We start from the raw sequence: 13964 nt of genomic DNA, 5'->3' as shown, positions 1-13964 counted from the left end.
GTGATCCAACGGCGTTTCCCTCTTCGGGCCCTTCCAGCTTGTAAGTCGGAGCGACGTGTCACCGCACTTGCTGCGGGGCCGTCGAAGCGACGGCTTCTCGTTCCGATAAACAGGAGTACCGAGCACATGGCTCAAGGCACCGTGAAGTGGTTCAACGCCGAGAAGGGTTTCGGCTTCATCGCGCAGGAGGACGGCGGCGACGACGTGTTCGTGCACTACTCGGCCATCCAGTCCAACGGCTACAAGTCGCTGGACGAGAACCAGAAGGTCGAGTTCGACGTCACCCAGGGTCCCAAGGGCCCCCAGGCGGAGAACGTCCGTCCGCTCTGATCGGCTGACGCTGGACCTGTTCCAGATCTGATCCGACTCTGGCCCCTCCCCCTTAGCGGGGTGGGGCCAGAGCCGTTTTGCGGGCACACTTGACACATTCGGGTCATGTGCGGCGCCCGGGAGTCCGCCACACTTGTCACGAACACTAGAGTCGACGCGAGCCAGATGTGCCGTCAGGGGAGTCAGGAGGGTGACGGATGCACGACCAGTTCGACGTGACCCTCGAGGACGGTGACCTCCTCGGCGAGGTCGAGCTCACGACCACGCTGATCATCGCCGCCAGCGAGGCCGACGAGCACCTCTCGCAGGACGAGATCGACCGCATCCTCGGGGTCACCCCCCGCAAGCCGCAGGACTGAGCACCCCGCGCGGCGCGAGAGGCGGCGCAGCACTCCTCGCGGGTCGCGGTGGGTGTGAGACTACTGGCATGGAGTCCCGCGACGTGCGCGCTGCCGGAGCCGTGGTGACCCGCAAGGGTGGCGAGGTGCTGCTGGTGCACCGTCCCAAGTACGACGACTGGTCCTTCCCCAAGGGCAAGCTCGACCCCGGCGAGCACGCCGTCACCGCGGCCGTGCGCGAGGTCGCCGAGGAGACCGGCCTCGACGTGTGCCTCGGGCCCGCGCTGCCCCGGCAGCGCTACCGGATGTCCAACGGTCGATGGAAGTCCGTGGACTACTGGACCGCGCGGGCGGTGGGGAGCGACGACGTCGCCGGCTACCGCGCCAACGACGAGATCGACGCCGTGGAGTGGGTGGACCGGCAGGCCGCCCGCGACCGGCTGACCTACCCCTACGACCGCGACACCCTCGACGAGGCGCACCCGCTGCGGCGCCGCACCCGCGCGCTGGTCGTGCTGCGCCACGGCAAGGCCCGCGCGCGCGGCGGGTGGACGAAGGACGACCGGCTCCGCCCACTCGTCCAGCTCGGCGAGTCCCAGGCGCAGCGGCTCGTGCCCCTGCTCGCCGCCTTCGGCGTGACGGCCGTCCACTCCTCCTCCAGCACCCGCTGCGTGCAGACGGTGGCGCCGTACGCCGACGTGGCGGGCTGTCCCGTCGTGCTCCACGACGAGCTGAGCGAGGAGGACGCCACGGTCGAGGCCGTCGTGGACCTCGTCGACGCCCTCCTCGACGACGACGTCGACGGAGGGGGCGCGGTGCTCTGCACCCACCGGCCGGTGCTGCCGACCGTGCTCGACGCGCTCGAGGTGCCCGACGTCACCCTCGAGCCCGGTGCGATGCTCATCGCCCACCACCGCGAGGGCCGGGTCGTGGCGTCGCAGCTCGTGCACCCCTGACGCCAACCGGTCCGGCCGAGTTCACCGCGCGTTCACCGTCGGCGCGGTGGTCGTTCTCCTGCGCTGCCTACCTTCTGGTCGTCAGCACCCCTCAGACCTCCAGCAGGAGCGACCGACGTGAACCGCACCTCCCTCCGCACGCTGCTCGCCCCGAGCGTCGCCGTACTCACCCTCTCCCTGTCCCTGACCGCCTGCGGAGGCGGCAACTCCGCCGACGAGGCGGCCGCCGCCACCGGCGGGCCGGGGGACGGAGACTTCGCCGACCTCTCCGGCGAGCTCGCCATCGGCGGCGCCTCCTCGCAGGAGTCCGCGCAGAACGCCTGGATGGTCGGCTTCAGCGAGGTCGCGCCCGGCGTGACCGTGTCGTACGACCCCGTCGGCTCCGGCGGCGGCCGGGAGAACTTCATCTCCGGCGGCTTCCCGACCGCCGGCACCGACTCCTACCTCGACGACGAGGAGGGCGAGCTCAGCGCCGCGACCGAGAGGTGCGGCTCGGAGCCCATCACCATCCCCAACTACGTCTCGCCGATCGCGGTGGTCTACCACCTCGAGGGCGTCGACGAGCTCAACCTCTCGCCGGAGACGCTGGCCCGCATCTTCGCCGGCGACATCACCCGCTGGGACGACGAGGCCATCGTCGCGGACAACCCGGACGCCGACCTGCCGAGCGAGGACATCACCCCCGTCCACCGCTCCGACGAGTCGGGCACCACCGGCAACTTCACCCACTACCTGTCCACCGTGGCCGGCGACGCCTGGCCGCACGGCGAGGTCGAGCAGTGGCCCAACGAGGCCGGCGGCGAGAGCGGCAAGGGCACCTCGGGCGTCGTGCAGGTCGTCACCGACGCCCCCCACACCATCGGCTACGCCGACGCCAGCCAGGCCGGCGGCCTGGGTCAGGCCCACATCGGCGTCGGCGACGAGTTCGTCGCACCGAGCGCCGAGGCGGCCGCCAAGATCTTCGAGGTGTCGCCCCGGCTCGACGAGGACTCCGCGGTCAACATGGCCTACGAGCTCGACTACACGACCGAGGAGGCCGGGGTCTACCCGATCGTCCTGACGTCCTACATGGTCGCGTGCGAGTCCTACGACGACGAGGCGACCGCGTCCAACGTCAGGGCCTACCTCACCTACATCCTCAGCGACGAGGGCCAGGAGATGGGCCAGAGCGAGGCCGGCTCGGCGCCCCTCACCGCCACGGTGATCTCCGAGGCGCAGGCCATCGTCGACACCATCTCGGCCGGCTGAGCCGCCCACAGCACCGAGGCGGGGGTCGGGCCACCGGGCCCGACCCCGTCCGACACGTCGTCACCCCGGAGGAGCACAGTGACCACCGCGATCCAGGAGCCCGTCCCCGACTCGGGACAACGCGCCCGGACCACCCGCGTGGGGGACGCGGTCTTCAGCCGCACCGCGCTCGGAGCGGCCCTGCTCGTCGTCGGCATGCTCGCCGGCGTCGCCGTCTTCCTGGTGATCCAGGGCCTGCCGGCGCTCGAGGCGTCCGGCGAGCAGGCCTACGGCAAGCCGAGCATCTGGTCGTACGTCGGGCCGCTGCTGTTCGGCACCGTCTTCTCGGCCGCGCTGGCCATGGTGATCGTGACGCCGCTGGCCATCGGGCTCGCGCTGGTGATCTCGCACTACGCGCCCCGGCGACTGGCCAAGCCGGTCGGCTACCTCGTCGACCTGCTGGCGGCCGTCCCGTCGGTGGTCTTCGGCCTGTGGGGCATCGCGGTGCTGGCGCCGCGCCTGGTGCCGATCTACGACTGGCTCAACGACTGGCTCGGCTGGATCCCGCTCTTCGGCGGACCGGTGTCGAGCTCGGGGCGGACCCTGCTCACCGCCTCCATCGTGCTGGCACTGATGGCGCTGCCGATCGTCACCGCCATCCTGCGTGAGATCTTCGCGCAGACGCCGACGATGCACGAGGAGGCCGCCCTCGCCCTCGGCGCGACCCGCTGGGAGATGATCCGACTGGCGGTGCTGCCCTACGCCCGGTCGGGGATCGTCGCCGCGCTGCTCCTCGGCCTGGGCCGCGCCCTCGGCGAGACGATGGCCGTGGCGATGGTGCTCTCGGCCACTGGCGCCATCATCAGCTTCGACGTCATCTCCTCGACCAACCCCAACACCATCGCGGCGAGCATCGCCAACAACTACGCGAACGCCGCCGGACTCAAGATCAACGTGCTGATCTTCGCCGGCCTGGCCCTCTTCGTCCTGACGTTCGCCGTCAACTTCCTCGGCCGCTGGGTCGCGACGCGCGGGCAGGTGAAGGGATGAGCCTGACGACCGATCTCGACGACGGCCTCGACGACCTCGACAAGGGTCCCGGCAAGGGCCTCGACAAGGGCCTCGACAAGGGCCTCGACAAGGGTCCCGACGGGGCGCGCCCGGTCGACCGGCTCGGCCCGCTCACCGGCGGCACGCTGCCCCGGGTCGCCCCGTTCCTCGTCGGCGTGTGCTCGCTCGCGCTGGGCGCGCTGGCGGTGCTGCTGGGCCTCGGCCCGATCGGCGGACTGCTGGTGGCGTGGGTGGCCCACACCGGCTGGCTCTACGGCTGGACGCGCGCCGTCGAGGGACCGCGCAAGGCCACCGACACGCTCCTGCGCACGTTCATGTGGACGGCGTTCGTGGTGGCCATGGCGCCGCTCGTCAGCCTGATGTGGACCGTGGTGGCGCGCGGTGCGCCCGTGCTGACGCCGCAGTTCCTCCACGACGACATGAGCGGCCGGGCGCTGCTCGGCGTCGGCGGGGGCATCTACCACGCGATCATGGGCACCATCCTGGTGACCGGCATCGCGGCGGTCATCGCCGTCCCGATCGGCCTGCTCACCGCGATCTACCTGGTGGAGTACGGCAAGGGCAACCGGCTGGCCAAGGTGATCACGTTCCTCGTCGACGTGATGACCGGCATCCCCTCGATCGTGGCTGGCCTCTTCGCGGTCGCGCTGTTCATCGTCGTCACCGGCGACCCGCTGCCCCGCCTGGGCATCGGCGGGTCGGTCGCGCTCGCGCTGCTCATGCTGCCGACGGTCATCCGCTCGGTCGAGGAGATGCTCAAGCTCGTGCCCGACGACCTGCGCGAGGCGTCGTACGCCCTCGGCGTGCCGCGGTGGCGGACGATCGTCAAGGTCGTGCTGCCGACGGCCGTCGCCGGCATCGTCACCGGCGTGACGCTGGCCATCGCCCGCGTCGCCGGCGAGACCGCGCCGCTGCTGCTGATCCTGGGCACCTCGCGGGTCGCCAACTGGAACCCCTTCGACGGGGCGGTGCAGACCCTGCCGGTCTACATCTTCCAGTCGCTCGGCCAGACGACGCACTTCAAGTACGGCGAGATCTGGACCGACCGCGTCTGGGGCGCCGCCCTGTTCCTCATCCTCATCGTCATGTCGCTCAACCTCCTCGCGAGGGTCGTCGGCAGGGCGTTCGCCCCCAAGACCGGCCGCTGAGCGGTCGGCCCTCGCAGCCCTCAAGGAGCTCCCCACCATGGCCAAGAGCATCGACGTGTCCGACCTCGACATCTACTACGGCGACTTCCTCGCCGTCGAGGGCGTCACCATGCACATCAAGGCGCGCTCGGTGACCGCCTTCATCGGCCCGTCCGGCTGCGGCAAGTCCACCGTGCTGCGCTCGCTCAACCGGATGCACGAGGTCATCCCCGGCGCGCGGGTGGAGGGCAAGGTGACCGTCGACGGGCAGTCGCTCTACGACACCGCGGTCGACCCGGTCGCCGTACGCCGCCAGATCGGGATGGTCTTCCAGCGGCCCAACCCGTTCCCGACGATGTCGATCTACGAGAACGTGCTGGCCGGCAACCGGCTCAACTCCAAGAAGATGAGGAAGGCCGAGGCCGACGACATCGTCGAGCGCTCGCTCAAGGGCGCCAACCTCTGGAACGAGGTCAAGGACCGCCTCGACAAGCCCGGCATGGGCCTCTCCGGCGGCCAGCAGCAGCGCCTGTGCATCGCCCGCGCGATCGCCGTCGAGCCGCAGGTGCTGCTGATGGACGAGCCGTGCTCGGCCCTCGATCCGATCTCGACCGCCGCCATCGAGGACCTGATCCACCAGCTCAAGGCGGACTACACGATCGTGATCGTCACCCACAACATGCAGCAGGCGGCCCGCGTCTCCGACGAGACCGGCTTCTTCAACCTCAAGGCGGCCGGGAAGCCCGGTCACCTCGTGGAGTTCAACGCCACCCCCACGATGTTCGCCAACCCGGACAACGAGGCGACCGAGGCCTACATCTCCGGCCGCTTCGGCTGAGGCCGTGCCCCGGGGCCCGGGGGGAGTCAGCATGTCGGGTTCGCGAACACGCCGCCCCGACGGTCGATCAGGGCAGCAGGAAGAACGACTGTCCAGCGACCGTCTTCCACGAGCAACGCTTCTTCTTCTTCCCCTTGACGACCACCGTCCTGCACTTCTTGACCTGGCCCTTGACGTCCGTGCCCTTGTAGGGCTCGGGGACCGAGAAGGCGTCGGGGAAGAAGCGCACACGCTCCCCGTTGATCGAGTGGACGACGCTGTTGCGGCGCGAGAGCTTCACCGTGCCACGGCCCTTGCTCTTGAAGACGACCCGCTGGACCTTGGGCGCGGTGGCGTAGAAGTCGTAGTTGATGAAGTTGGGGTCATCTCCCGCAGCGAAGAGGGCCCCGGAATCCACGAGCACGTAGCCCTTGCGCAGCACGGAGTCGCCGTAGAGGCGCCGACAGTCCTCGGACACCGACGGCTCCGCGATAGTGGTGTGAGTGAACACGATCCGGGTGCAGAGTGCGGGCTCGTCGAGGAATCCGATCCCCGGTCCTACCTGTGCGTCGTAGGTGTAGGCACCGATGGCCCCCGAGGTCAGGGGGTAGAGCGCCGTGGGGTCCTGCGCCGGGAGTGCGGCGCGGGCGGGCGTGGCCATCCCTGCGGCGACAGCGATGGCGATGAGGGCGGTGACGGCTGTGGGCGGGCGCATGGTGTCTCCTCGGTCGGACGGGCGTGCCGACGACACCCTAGGGCCAGTTGCCCTGCGACGGTCGTAGGCCGGGGACCTTGCCGATCGGGACGCGTTCGTCGCTCGGCTGCGCGCGGCGTACGGCCCCGCCGGCCCAACGGCTCCATGTCCGGGTAGTGAGGGACGCAATGGGTGGCCGGGGACCGGTTTTCCGACGGACCGTCCCTCACTACCACCACCACCCACCGCCCCCACAGGGAGCAGCCAGAGGAGGCCGCGTCAGGGGAGGAAGAGGTGAGCCACCCAGTAGCAGATCGCGGCGGCGAGGGCGGCGGCCGGGAAGGTCAGCACCCAGGCGGTGAGGATCGACTTCGCCACGCCCCAGCGGACGGCGGAGAGGCGCTTGGTGGCGCCGACGCCCATGACCGCGGAGGTGATCGTGTGAGTGGTCGAGATCGGGGCCTCGAAGACGTAGGACGTCGTGTAGAGCACCGACGCGGCGACCGACTCGGCGGCGAAGCCGCGCGGCGGGTCGAGGTGGATGATGCGGCGCCCGAGGGTGCGCATGATGCGCCAGCCGCCGGACCAGGTGCCGAGCGAGATCGCGCCGGCCGCGGCGAAGATCACCCACAGCGGGAGGCCGTCGGACTCGGCGACGTAGCCGCCGGTGAGCAGCGCCAGGAAGATGACGCCCATCGTCTTCTGGGCGTCCTGCAGTCCGTGGCCGAGCGCCATGGCGGCGGCCGAGACGGTCTGGGCGACCTTGAAGCCGCGGTTGGCGCGCCCGGGGTTGGCGTTGCGGAAGGCCCACATGATGCCGATCATCAGCGCGAAGCCGAGGCTGAACGCGACGAGCGGGGAGAGGAACATCGGGATGACGACCTTCTCCAGCACGATGGTCCAGTTGGCGCTCGCGCCGGCCGCGACGGCGGCGCCCACGAGGCCGCCGATGAGCGCGTGCGAGGACGACGACGGCAGGCCGTAGTACCAGGTGATCAGGTTCCAGGTGATCGCGCCGAGCAGGCCGCACATCACGATCACCAGGCCGTGGCTTCCCGGCCCCGGATCGATCGTGTCGGACACCGTGTGGGCGACCTTCTGGCCCAGGAAGGCTCCGACGAAGTTCATGACCGCCGCCATGGCGAGGGCCACCCGCGGCTTGAGGGCGCCCGTCGACACGGACGTCGCGATCGCGTTGGCCGCGTCGTGGAAGCCGTTGGTGTAGTCGAAAACCAGGGCGACGACGACGACCGCGATGATGATCCCGATCTCCATCAGGGTCAGGACTCCTTGACGGCGATCTGCTCCACGATGTTGGCGACCTTCTCGAACGCGTCGATCGCCCCCTCGAGGGACTCCACGATGTCCTTCAGCTTGAGCACCTCGAGGGCCTCGTACTCGCCGCTGAACAGGTTGGCCAGGATCCGGCGGTAGGACTTGTCACCGGTGTTCTCGAGACGGTTGATCTCGATCCAGTACTCGTCGAGCGAGCCCATCGACTCCAGCTGCGGCATCGCGGCGGCCGTGAGCTCGGCGCAGCGCTGCAGCACCTCGACCTGCTGGGTGGTCTCCGGCGGCAGGGAGGTGACCTCGTAGAGCAGGACCAGGTCGACGGCCTCGTCCATCATGTCCATCACGTCGTCGAGCGCCGAGGCGAGGGAGTAGATGTCCTCGCGGTCGAACGGGGTGACGAACGTGCTGTTGACCCGCCGGATGATCGAGTGGGTCGTCTCGTCGGCTGCGTGCTCGGCCTCGCGCATGCGCTGGGCGATCTCTGCCTTCGAGTTGCCGACCGACAGCATCTCGCTGAGGAGCTGGGATCCGAGGACGAGGTGGTTGGCGGCTTCGCTGAAGAGGTCGTAGAACGAACTGTCGACAGGGCGGAACTTCAGACGCACGGTGAACTCCGAACGGGGGGCGGATGAACCGTGGTTCATGCTAGGGGGTGATCGGGTCGAGAACGCAACCTCGGGCCGCCGTCGGGGGGCTGGTGTGACGCGGCGCTCAGCGCCGCCGGGCGCGCTGGCGCGCGATGAGCTCGTCCTGGAGGTGGCGCCGGCCACGGTGCAGCACCCACTCGCCGTCGGACCCGAGCTCCCATGCGGTCGTGTCGGGGTCGAGGGCGAGGTCGAGCAGGCTCCGGATGGCTTGGACGACGTGCGGGTCGCTGAGGCGTACGAGCACCTCGACGCGGCGATCGAGGTTGCGGTGCATCATGTCGGCCGAGCCGATCCAGGCCGCCGGCTCGCCGCCGTTGTCGAACCAGAAGATGCGGCTGTGCTCGAGGAACCGGCCCAGGATCGAGCGCACCCGCACGGTCTCGGACAGGCCGGGCACGCCGGGTCGCAGGGCACAGATGCCGCGGATGAGCATCTCGACGCGTACGCCCGCCTGCGAGGCGAGGTAGAGCGCGTCGATCACCGCCTCGTCGACCACCGAGTTGGCCTTGAACCGGATGCCGGCTGGGCGGCCGGCCTGGTGGTGGGCGATCTCCTGGTGGATCTGCGCGATCAGGCCGTCGCGCACGCTGTGGGGCGCGACGAGCAGGTGGTCGTAGGTGCGGTTGCGGCTGATGCCCGACAGGTTGTTGAACAGCAGCGCGACGTCCTCGCCGATCTCGGGGTCGGCGGTCAGCAGGCCGAGGTCCTCGTAGAGCCGGGCGGTCTTGGGGTTGTAGTTGCCCGTGCCGAGGTGGACATAGCGCCGGATGCCCACGGGCTCGTCGCGGACGACCATCGACAGCTTGCAGTGCGTCTTGAGGCCGACGAGGCCGTAGACGACGTGGCAGCCGGCCTGCTCGAGCTTGCGCGCCCAGCGGATGTTGGCCTGCTCGTCGAAGCGGGCCTTGATCTCGACGACCACCAGGACCTGCTTGCCGGCCTCGGCGGCGTCGATGAGCGCCTCGATGATCGGGCTGTCACCGGACGTGCGGTAGAGCGTCTGCTTGATCGCCAGCACGTGCGGGTCGGCGGCCGCCTGCTCGAGGAAGCGCTGCACCGAGGTGGCGAAGGAGTCGTAGGGGTGGTGCAGCAGCACGTCGCGGCGCGACACCGCGTCGAACACGTCGACGGGGGAGGACGACTCGACCTCGGCCAGGCTCGGGTGGGTGGTGGGCAGGAACGCGGCGTACTTGAGGTCGTCGCGCGGCAGGTCGGCGATGGAGTGCAGTCCGGTGAGGTCGAGCGGGCCGGGCAGCGAGACCACCTCGCCGCGGCCGACCCCGAGCTCGGAGACGAGCAGGTCGAGGACCTTGGGGTCCATCGACTCCTCGACCTCGAGGCGCACGGGCGGGCCGAAGCGGCGCCGCTGCAGCTCCTTCTCCAACGCCTTGAGGAGGTTCTCCGCGTCGTCCTCCTCGACCTCGAGGTCCTCGTTGCGGGTGACCCGGAAGGTGTGCGAGCCGAGCACGTCCATGCCGGGGAACAGCTTCTTGAGGTGCTCGCCGATGACGTCCTCGATCGGCACGAAGCGCTGGTTGCCGAGCCCGACGAAGCGCCCGAAGGTCGGCGGCACCTTGACGCGCGCGAAGTGCTCGGTGCCGGTCTCGGGGTGGCGTACGACGACCGCGAGGTTGAGCGACAGCCCGGAGATGTAGGGGAACGGGTGGGCCGGGTCGACCGCGAGGGGGGTCAGGACGGGGAAGATCCGGTCCTTGAAGAGCTTCTTGCACACCTTCTGCTCGTCGCGGTCGAGCTCGGACCAGCGCAGGATCTCGATGCCCTGAGCGCCGAGCTCGGGGAGGAGGTCGCCGAGCGCGCGGGCGTGGCGCTCCATCAGCTGCCGGCTCTCGACCCACAGCCGCTCGAGCTGCTCGCGCGGCATCAGCCCGCTGGCGGCCCGTACGGCGACGCCCGCGGCGATGCGGCGCTTGAGGCCGGCGACGCGGACCATGAAGAACTCGTCGAGGTTGCTGGCGAAGATCGCGAGGAAGCGGGCGCGCTCGAGCAGCGGCAGGGCGGGGTCCTCGGCGAGCTCGAGGACGCGCTGGTTGAAGCGCACCCAGGAGATCTCGCGGTCGATGAACCGGTCGTCGAACTTCTCCACGGCCTGGATCGCCTCGGCGTCGGGGCGGTAGGGCGGCTCGACGTCGAAGGTGTCGGTGGGGTGCCCGAACGGTTGGGTGACCGGTCCCTCCTCCGCCGAGGGGGACACAGCGCTGGTCAGGGTGGCCGGGTCGGACATGTCGCCAGTGTGGCACCGGAAGGTGAACGCCGGGTGAGGCTCGCGTCAGTAGACGAGCGCCTGGACGCCGTCGCCGAGGACCTGCTCGGCGAAGACGGCGGCTCCCGCGATCGTGACACCCTCGCGGAGGTCGCCGGCGACGATCCCCCGGCGGGCGGCGCACTGCGAGCAGACGGTGATCGTGCCGTTGGTGAGGACGGCGGCCATCAGCTGGTCGAGGGGCGTGGCGAGGTCGAGCTCGAACTCCTCGGCGCGGCCCGGCACGCCGAACCAGGCCGCGTCGCCGGTCAGCCAGAGGGAGACCTCGGCGCCGGACGCCGCGGCGGCCGCGGAGACCGTGAAGCCCTGGTTGAGGCGTTCGGGGTCCTCGGCACCGCAGGTGACCTTGACGACCAGTGGGCGGGGCATGCGCCCACACTAGAGTGAACCCATGCCCTTCGAGCTGCCGGACAACCTGCATCCCAACTGCGGCCCCGTCGCGTGGCTGCTCGGCACGTGGCACGGCAACGGCCACGGCGACTACCCGACGATCGAGCCGTTCCAGTTCGGCCAGGAGCTGATCTTCACCCACGACGGCCGCCCGTTCTTCCACTACATGTCGCGCTCGTGGATCGTCGACGAGCGGGGCGAGTTCGTCCGCGACGCGGCGATGGAGACCGGCTTCCTGCGGTGCCCCGAGCCGGGCAGGATCGAGCTGCTGCTCGCGCACAACATCGGCTTCACCGAGATCTGGTACGGCGCGGCCGAGGGCGGCAAGCTCGAGATGCACACCGCCGGCGTGTCCTACACCGAGACCGCCAAGGAGGTCACGGCCGGCTCGCGGATGTACGGCAACGTCGAGGGCGACCTGCTCTACGCCTACGACATGGCGGCCGTCGGCCAGGAGCTCCAGCCGCACCTCTGGGCGCGGCTGAAGAGGGCCTGAGCCCCCATGAGCGACGACCTCGCCACCCGGCTGCGCGAGCAGGGGCTGCGCCTCACCCCGCAGCGCGAGCTGATCCTGCACGCGGTCGAGGAGCTGCGCCATGCCACGCCCGACGAGGTGCTGGCCCACGTACGGGGGCAGGTCAGCTCGGTCAACGCCTCGACCGTCTACCGCACGCTCGAGGTGCTGGAGGAGCTCGGCCTGGTGCGCCACACGCACCTCAGCGACCGCTCCCCGACCTACCACTCCACCGGCGAGCACGAGCACGTCCACGTGGTGTGCCGCGGCTGCCACTCGGTGCGCTCCTACGACCCCGACATCGTGCGCCCGCTCGTCGCGGCGCTCGGGGCGGACGGCTTCTCCGTCGACGTCGGGCACCTCGCGATCTTCGGCACCTGCGCCGACTGCTCCGCCGCTGCCCCCTGAGTCTCTCGGAGACTCAAGGCCCCCGAGTCGGGCGCCTCGACGCCGCTGGGGACGCGGGCGGTCGCCGCGTAGGCTCGAGGCATGCAGTCCCCGCTCCTCTCCCTGCCCGGAGCCGTCGCAGGCGACGGGATCGACGCCCCCGTGGCGGCCCACTACGGCTCCTTCAACACCGAGCAGCGCAGCCTGGCGCGCGGCGACGGCTTCGTGGACCTGTCGCACCGCGACGTCGTACGCATCGCCGGTCCCGACCGCCTGTCGTGGCTGCACAGCCTGACCACCCAGTTCTTCGAGGGCCTGGCACCGGGGGTCTGGACTCAGGCACTGGTGCTGAGCCCGCAGGGCCACGTCGAGCACGCCTTCACCGGCGTCGACGACGGGGAGGCGTTCGTCGCCCACACCGAGCCGGGCGCGGGCCCGGCCCTGGTCGAGTGGCTCGAGCGGATGAAGTTCATGACCCGCGTCGAGGTCTCGCTCGTCGACGACCTCGCCGTGATGTGGCGTCCGGCGGACGGCCCGTCACGACCGGGTGGCCGCTACGACCTCGTGCCCCGCGACCGGCTCGAGGCGTACGCTGAGGCGGCCGGGCCCGCCTGTGGGCTCTGGGCCTTCGAGGCGCTGCGCATCGAGCGCGGCGAGCCGAGGCTCGGGCTCGACACCGACCACCGCACCATCCCCAACGAGGTCGGCTGGATCGGCTCGGCGGTGCACCTCGACAAGGGCTGCTACCGCGGCCAGGAGACCGTCGCGCGGGTGCACACCCTCGGCCGCCCGCCCCGCCGGCTGGTGCTGCTCCACCTCGACGGCTCGGAGAACCGGCTGCCCCCCGCCGGGTCCGCGGTGTCGTACGACGGCCGCGACATCGGCTTCGTCGGCTCGAGCGCCCGCCACCACGAGCTCGGCCCGATCGCGCTCGCCCTGGTCAAGCGCAACGTCCCGGTCGACGCGACCCTGACGGTCGACGAGATGCCGGCCGCCCAGGAGGTCGTCGTCGACCCCGAGGTCGGCCTGCACGTCCGCCCTCTCCGCTGAGGGTCGGGCATCCCGGCGGAGGCCGGTCAGCCGCGGCGGTACTGCACGTGGGTGTCGGCCTGGGCGTGCCCGAACCCGAGGCGGGAGTAGAGGGCGACGGCGGGGGCGTTGTCGGACTCGACGTAGAGCAGCACCTCGTCGACCCCGGCGCCGGCGAGGTGGTGCAGCCCGGCCAGGGTGAGCGCCCGGCCGAGCCCACGCCCCTGCGCGGCGGGCGCGACCCCGACGACGTAGACCTCGCCGAGGCGCGCGTCGTGCTGCTTGGTCCAGTGGAAGCCGAGGACTCCCGACGCGTCCTCGGCGACGAGGAGCCCGGCCGGGTCGAACCACGGCTCGGCCATCCGGCGGGCGAGGTTGGCGGCGTCCATCGCCCCCTGCTCGGGGTGCTCGGCGAAGGCGGCGGCGTTGACCGCGACGACGTCGTCGGCGTCACCGTCGCGGTAGGACCGGATCTGCACCCCGTCGGGCAGGGACAGCGGCGGGAGCGGGTCGGCCGTCGGCCGGCGCATCACCCACAGGTCACGCACCCGCTCCCACCCGTGGCGCGCGGCGAGCCGGGCGGCGGCGGGGTGGTTGCCGTGCGACCACGCCGTCAGCGGGCCGTCGTACGACGACTCGGCGCGGGTGAGCAGCGCGGCGCCGAGCCCGCGGCGGCGGGCCGCCGGCCGGACCACCAGCGAGAGGTCGCCGGCGTGCAGGAGCGCGAAGGCGTCGTCCTCGGCGATCAGCGAGACCTCGCCGTCGGCGAGGGCGATCCGTGTCGCCTCGTCGAGCGGGTCGGCGCCGTCGGCGGCCGCGGCCGCCCGGGCGATGTCGTCGACCAGCGAGGCGGTGGCGTCCAT

16 protein-coding genes are annotated in these 13964 nt (G+C 70.9%); 10 read left to right on the top strand and 6 right to left on the bottom strand.

What is annotated here, in order from left to right; all coding sequences use genetic code 11:
* The first annotated feature begins 126 nt into the window (after positions 1-126).
* The 7 genes from AC3X7Z_RS05465 (at position 127) to pstB (ending at position 5887) form a co-directional block, all read left to right on the top strand.
* Positions 127-330 carry a cold-shock protein gene (locus AC3X7Z_RS05465; protein ID WP_056598399.1) on the top strand — a complete coding sequence of 68 codons (204 nt, stop codon included), beginning with the start codon at positions 127-129 and terminating at the stop codon, positions 328-330.
* 197 nt (positions 331-527) lie between these two features.
* Positions 528-689, top strand: coding sequence for a hypothetical protein (locus tag AC3X7Z_RS05460; protein ID WP_186339280.1), 162 nt, complete (start codon positions 528-530; stop codon positions 687-689).
* A gap of 68 nt (positions 690-757) precedes the next feature.
* Complete coding sequence (locus AC3X7Z_RS05455) at positions 758-1624, top strand: NUDIX hydrolase (protein WP_489975265.1); 867 nt, start codon at positions 758-760, stop codon at positions 1622-1624.
* A gap of 117 nt (positions 1625-1741) precedes the next feature.
* The gene (locus AC3X7Z_RS05450) at positions 1742-2872 is read left to right on the top strand and encodes a phosphate ABC transporter substrate-binding protein PstS (RefSeq protein ID WP_186339278.1); all 1131 of its coding nucleotides are present in this window, start codon (positions 1742-1744) and stop codon (positions 2870-2872) included.
* Positions 2873-2950: 78 nt separating this feature from the next.
* Positions 2951-3901, top strand: a complete 951-nt coding sequence (gene pstC, locus AC3X7Z_RS05445; protein ID WP_489975264.1) for a phosphate ABC transporter permease subunit PstC — start codon at positions 2951-2953, stop codon at positions 3899-3901.
* A complete protein-coding gene (gene pstA, locus AC3X7Z_RS05440; RefSeq protein WP_489975263.1) occupies positions 3898-5070 on the top strand; it encodes a phosphate ABC transporter permease PstA in 1173 nt (390 codons plus the stop codon). The genes pstC and pstA overlap by 4 nt, the downstream gene beginning before the upstream one ends.
* Positions 5071-5107: 37 nt before the next feature.
* Positions 5108-5887 (top strand): phosphate ABC transporter ATP-binding protein PstB, encoded by a 780-nt coding sequence (gene pstB / locus AC3X7Z_RS05435; protein WP_186339276.1) that lies wholly within the window; start codon positions 5108-5110, stop codon positions 5885-5887.
* Positions 5888-5954: 67 nt separating this feature from the next.
* On the opposite strand, the gene AC3X7Z_RS05430 is transcribed toward pstB, so the two are convergent.
* From AC3X7Z_RS05430 to AC3X7Z_RS05410, 5 genes are all read right to left on the bottom strand, one after another.
* Entirely contained in the window at positions 5955-6581 is a 627-nt protein-coding gene (locus tag AC3X7Z_RS05430; RefSeq protein ID WP_489975262.1) for a hypothetical protein, read from the bottom strand.
* A 258-nt stretch (positions 6582-6839) separates the two neighbouring features.
* Complete coding sequence (locus AC3X7Z_RS05425; protein ID WP_186339274.1) at positions 6840-7835, bottom strand: inorganic phosphate transporter; 996 nt, start codon at positions 7833-7835, stop codon at positions 6840-6842.
* A gap of 5 nt (positions 7836-7840) precedes the next feature.
* On the bottom strand, positions 7841-8458 hold the full coding sequence (locus AC3X7Z_RS05420) for a DUF47 domain-containing protein (RefSeq protein ID WP_186339273.1): 618 nt from the start codon (positions 8456-8458) through the stop codon (positions 7841-7843).
* A 106-nt stretch (positions 8459-8564) separates the two neighbouring features.
* A complete protein-coding gene (locus AC3X7Z_RS05415) occupies positions 8565-10742 on the bottom strand; it encodes an RNA degradosome polyphosphate kinase (RefSeq protein WP_186339272.1) in 2178 nt (725 codons plus the stop codon).
* Between the two features lie 45 nt (positions 10743-10787).
* A complete protein-coding gene (locus AC3X7Z_RS05410) occupies positions 10788-11150 on the bottom strand; it encodes a DsrE family protein (RefSeq protein ID WP_489975261.1) in 363 nt (120 codons plus the stop codon).
* Positions 11151-11172: 22 nt separating this feature from the next.
* Between AC3X7Z_RS05410 and AC3X7Z_RS05405 the strand changes: the two genes are divergently transcribed.
* The 3 genes from AC3X7Z_RS05405 to ygfZ all read left to right on the top strand — a co-directional run bounded on the left by AC3X7Z_RS05405 (position 11173) and on the right by ygfZ (position 13122).
* A complete protein-coding gene (locus tag AC3X7Z_RS05405) occupies positions 11173-11667 on the top strand; it encodes a heme-binding beta-barrel domain-containing protein (RefSeq protein WP_489975260.1) in 495 nt (164 codons plus the stop codon).
* Between the two features lie 6 nt (positions 11668-11673).
* A complete protein-coding gene (locus AC3X7Z_RS05400) occupies positions 11674-12093 on the top strand; it encodes a Fur family transcriptional regulator (protein ID WP_489975259.1) in 420 nt (139 codons plus the stop codon).
* Between the two features lie 81 nt (positions 12094-12174).
* The gene (gene ygfZ, locus AC3X7Z_RS05395; protein ID WP_489975258.1) at positions 12175-13122 is read left to right on the top strand and encodes a CAF17-like 4Fe-4S cluster assembly/insertion protein YgfZ; all 948 of its coding nucleotides are present in this window, start codon (positions 12175-12177) and stop codon (positions 13120-13122) included.
* A gap of 26 nt (positions 13123-13148) precedes the next feature.
* Here the strand turns inward: ygfZ and mshD are convergent, their stop codons facing one another.
* Positions 13149-13964 (bottom strand): mycothiol synthase, encoded by an 816-nt coding sequence (gene mshD / locus AC3X7Z_RS05390; protein ID WP_489975257.1) that lies wholly within the window; start codon positions 13962-13964, stop codon positions 13149-13151.

Source organism: Nocardioides sp. Z24_21, assembly GCF_058134345.1.
Note: the sequence above shows the minus strand (reverse complement) of the source record. Positions and strands in the feature narration are given on the sequence as shown.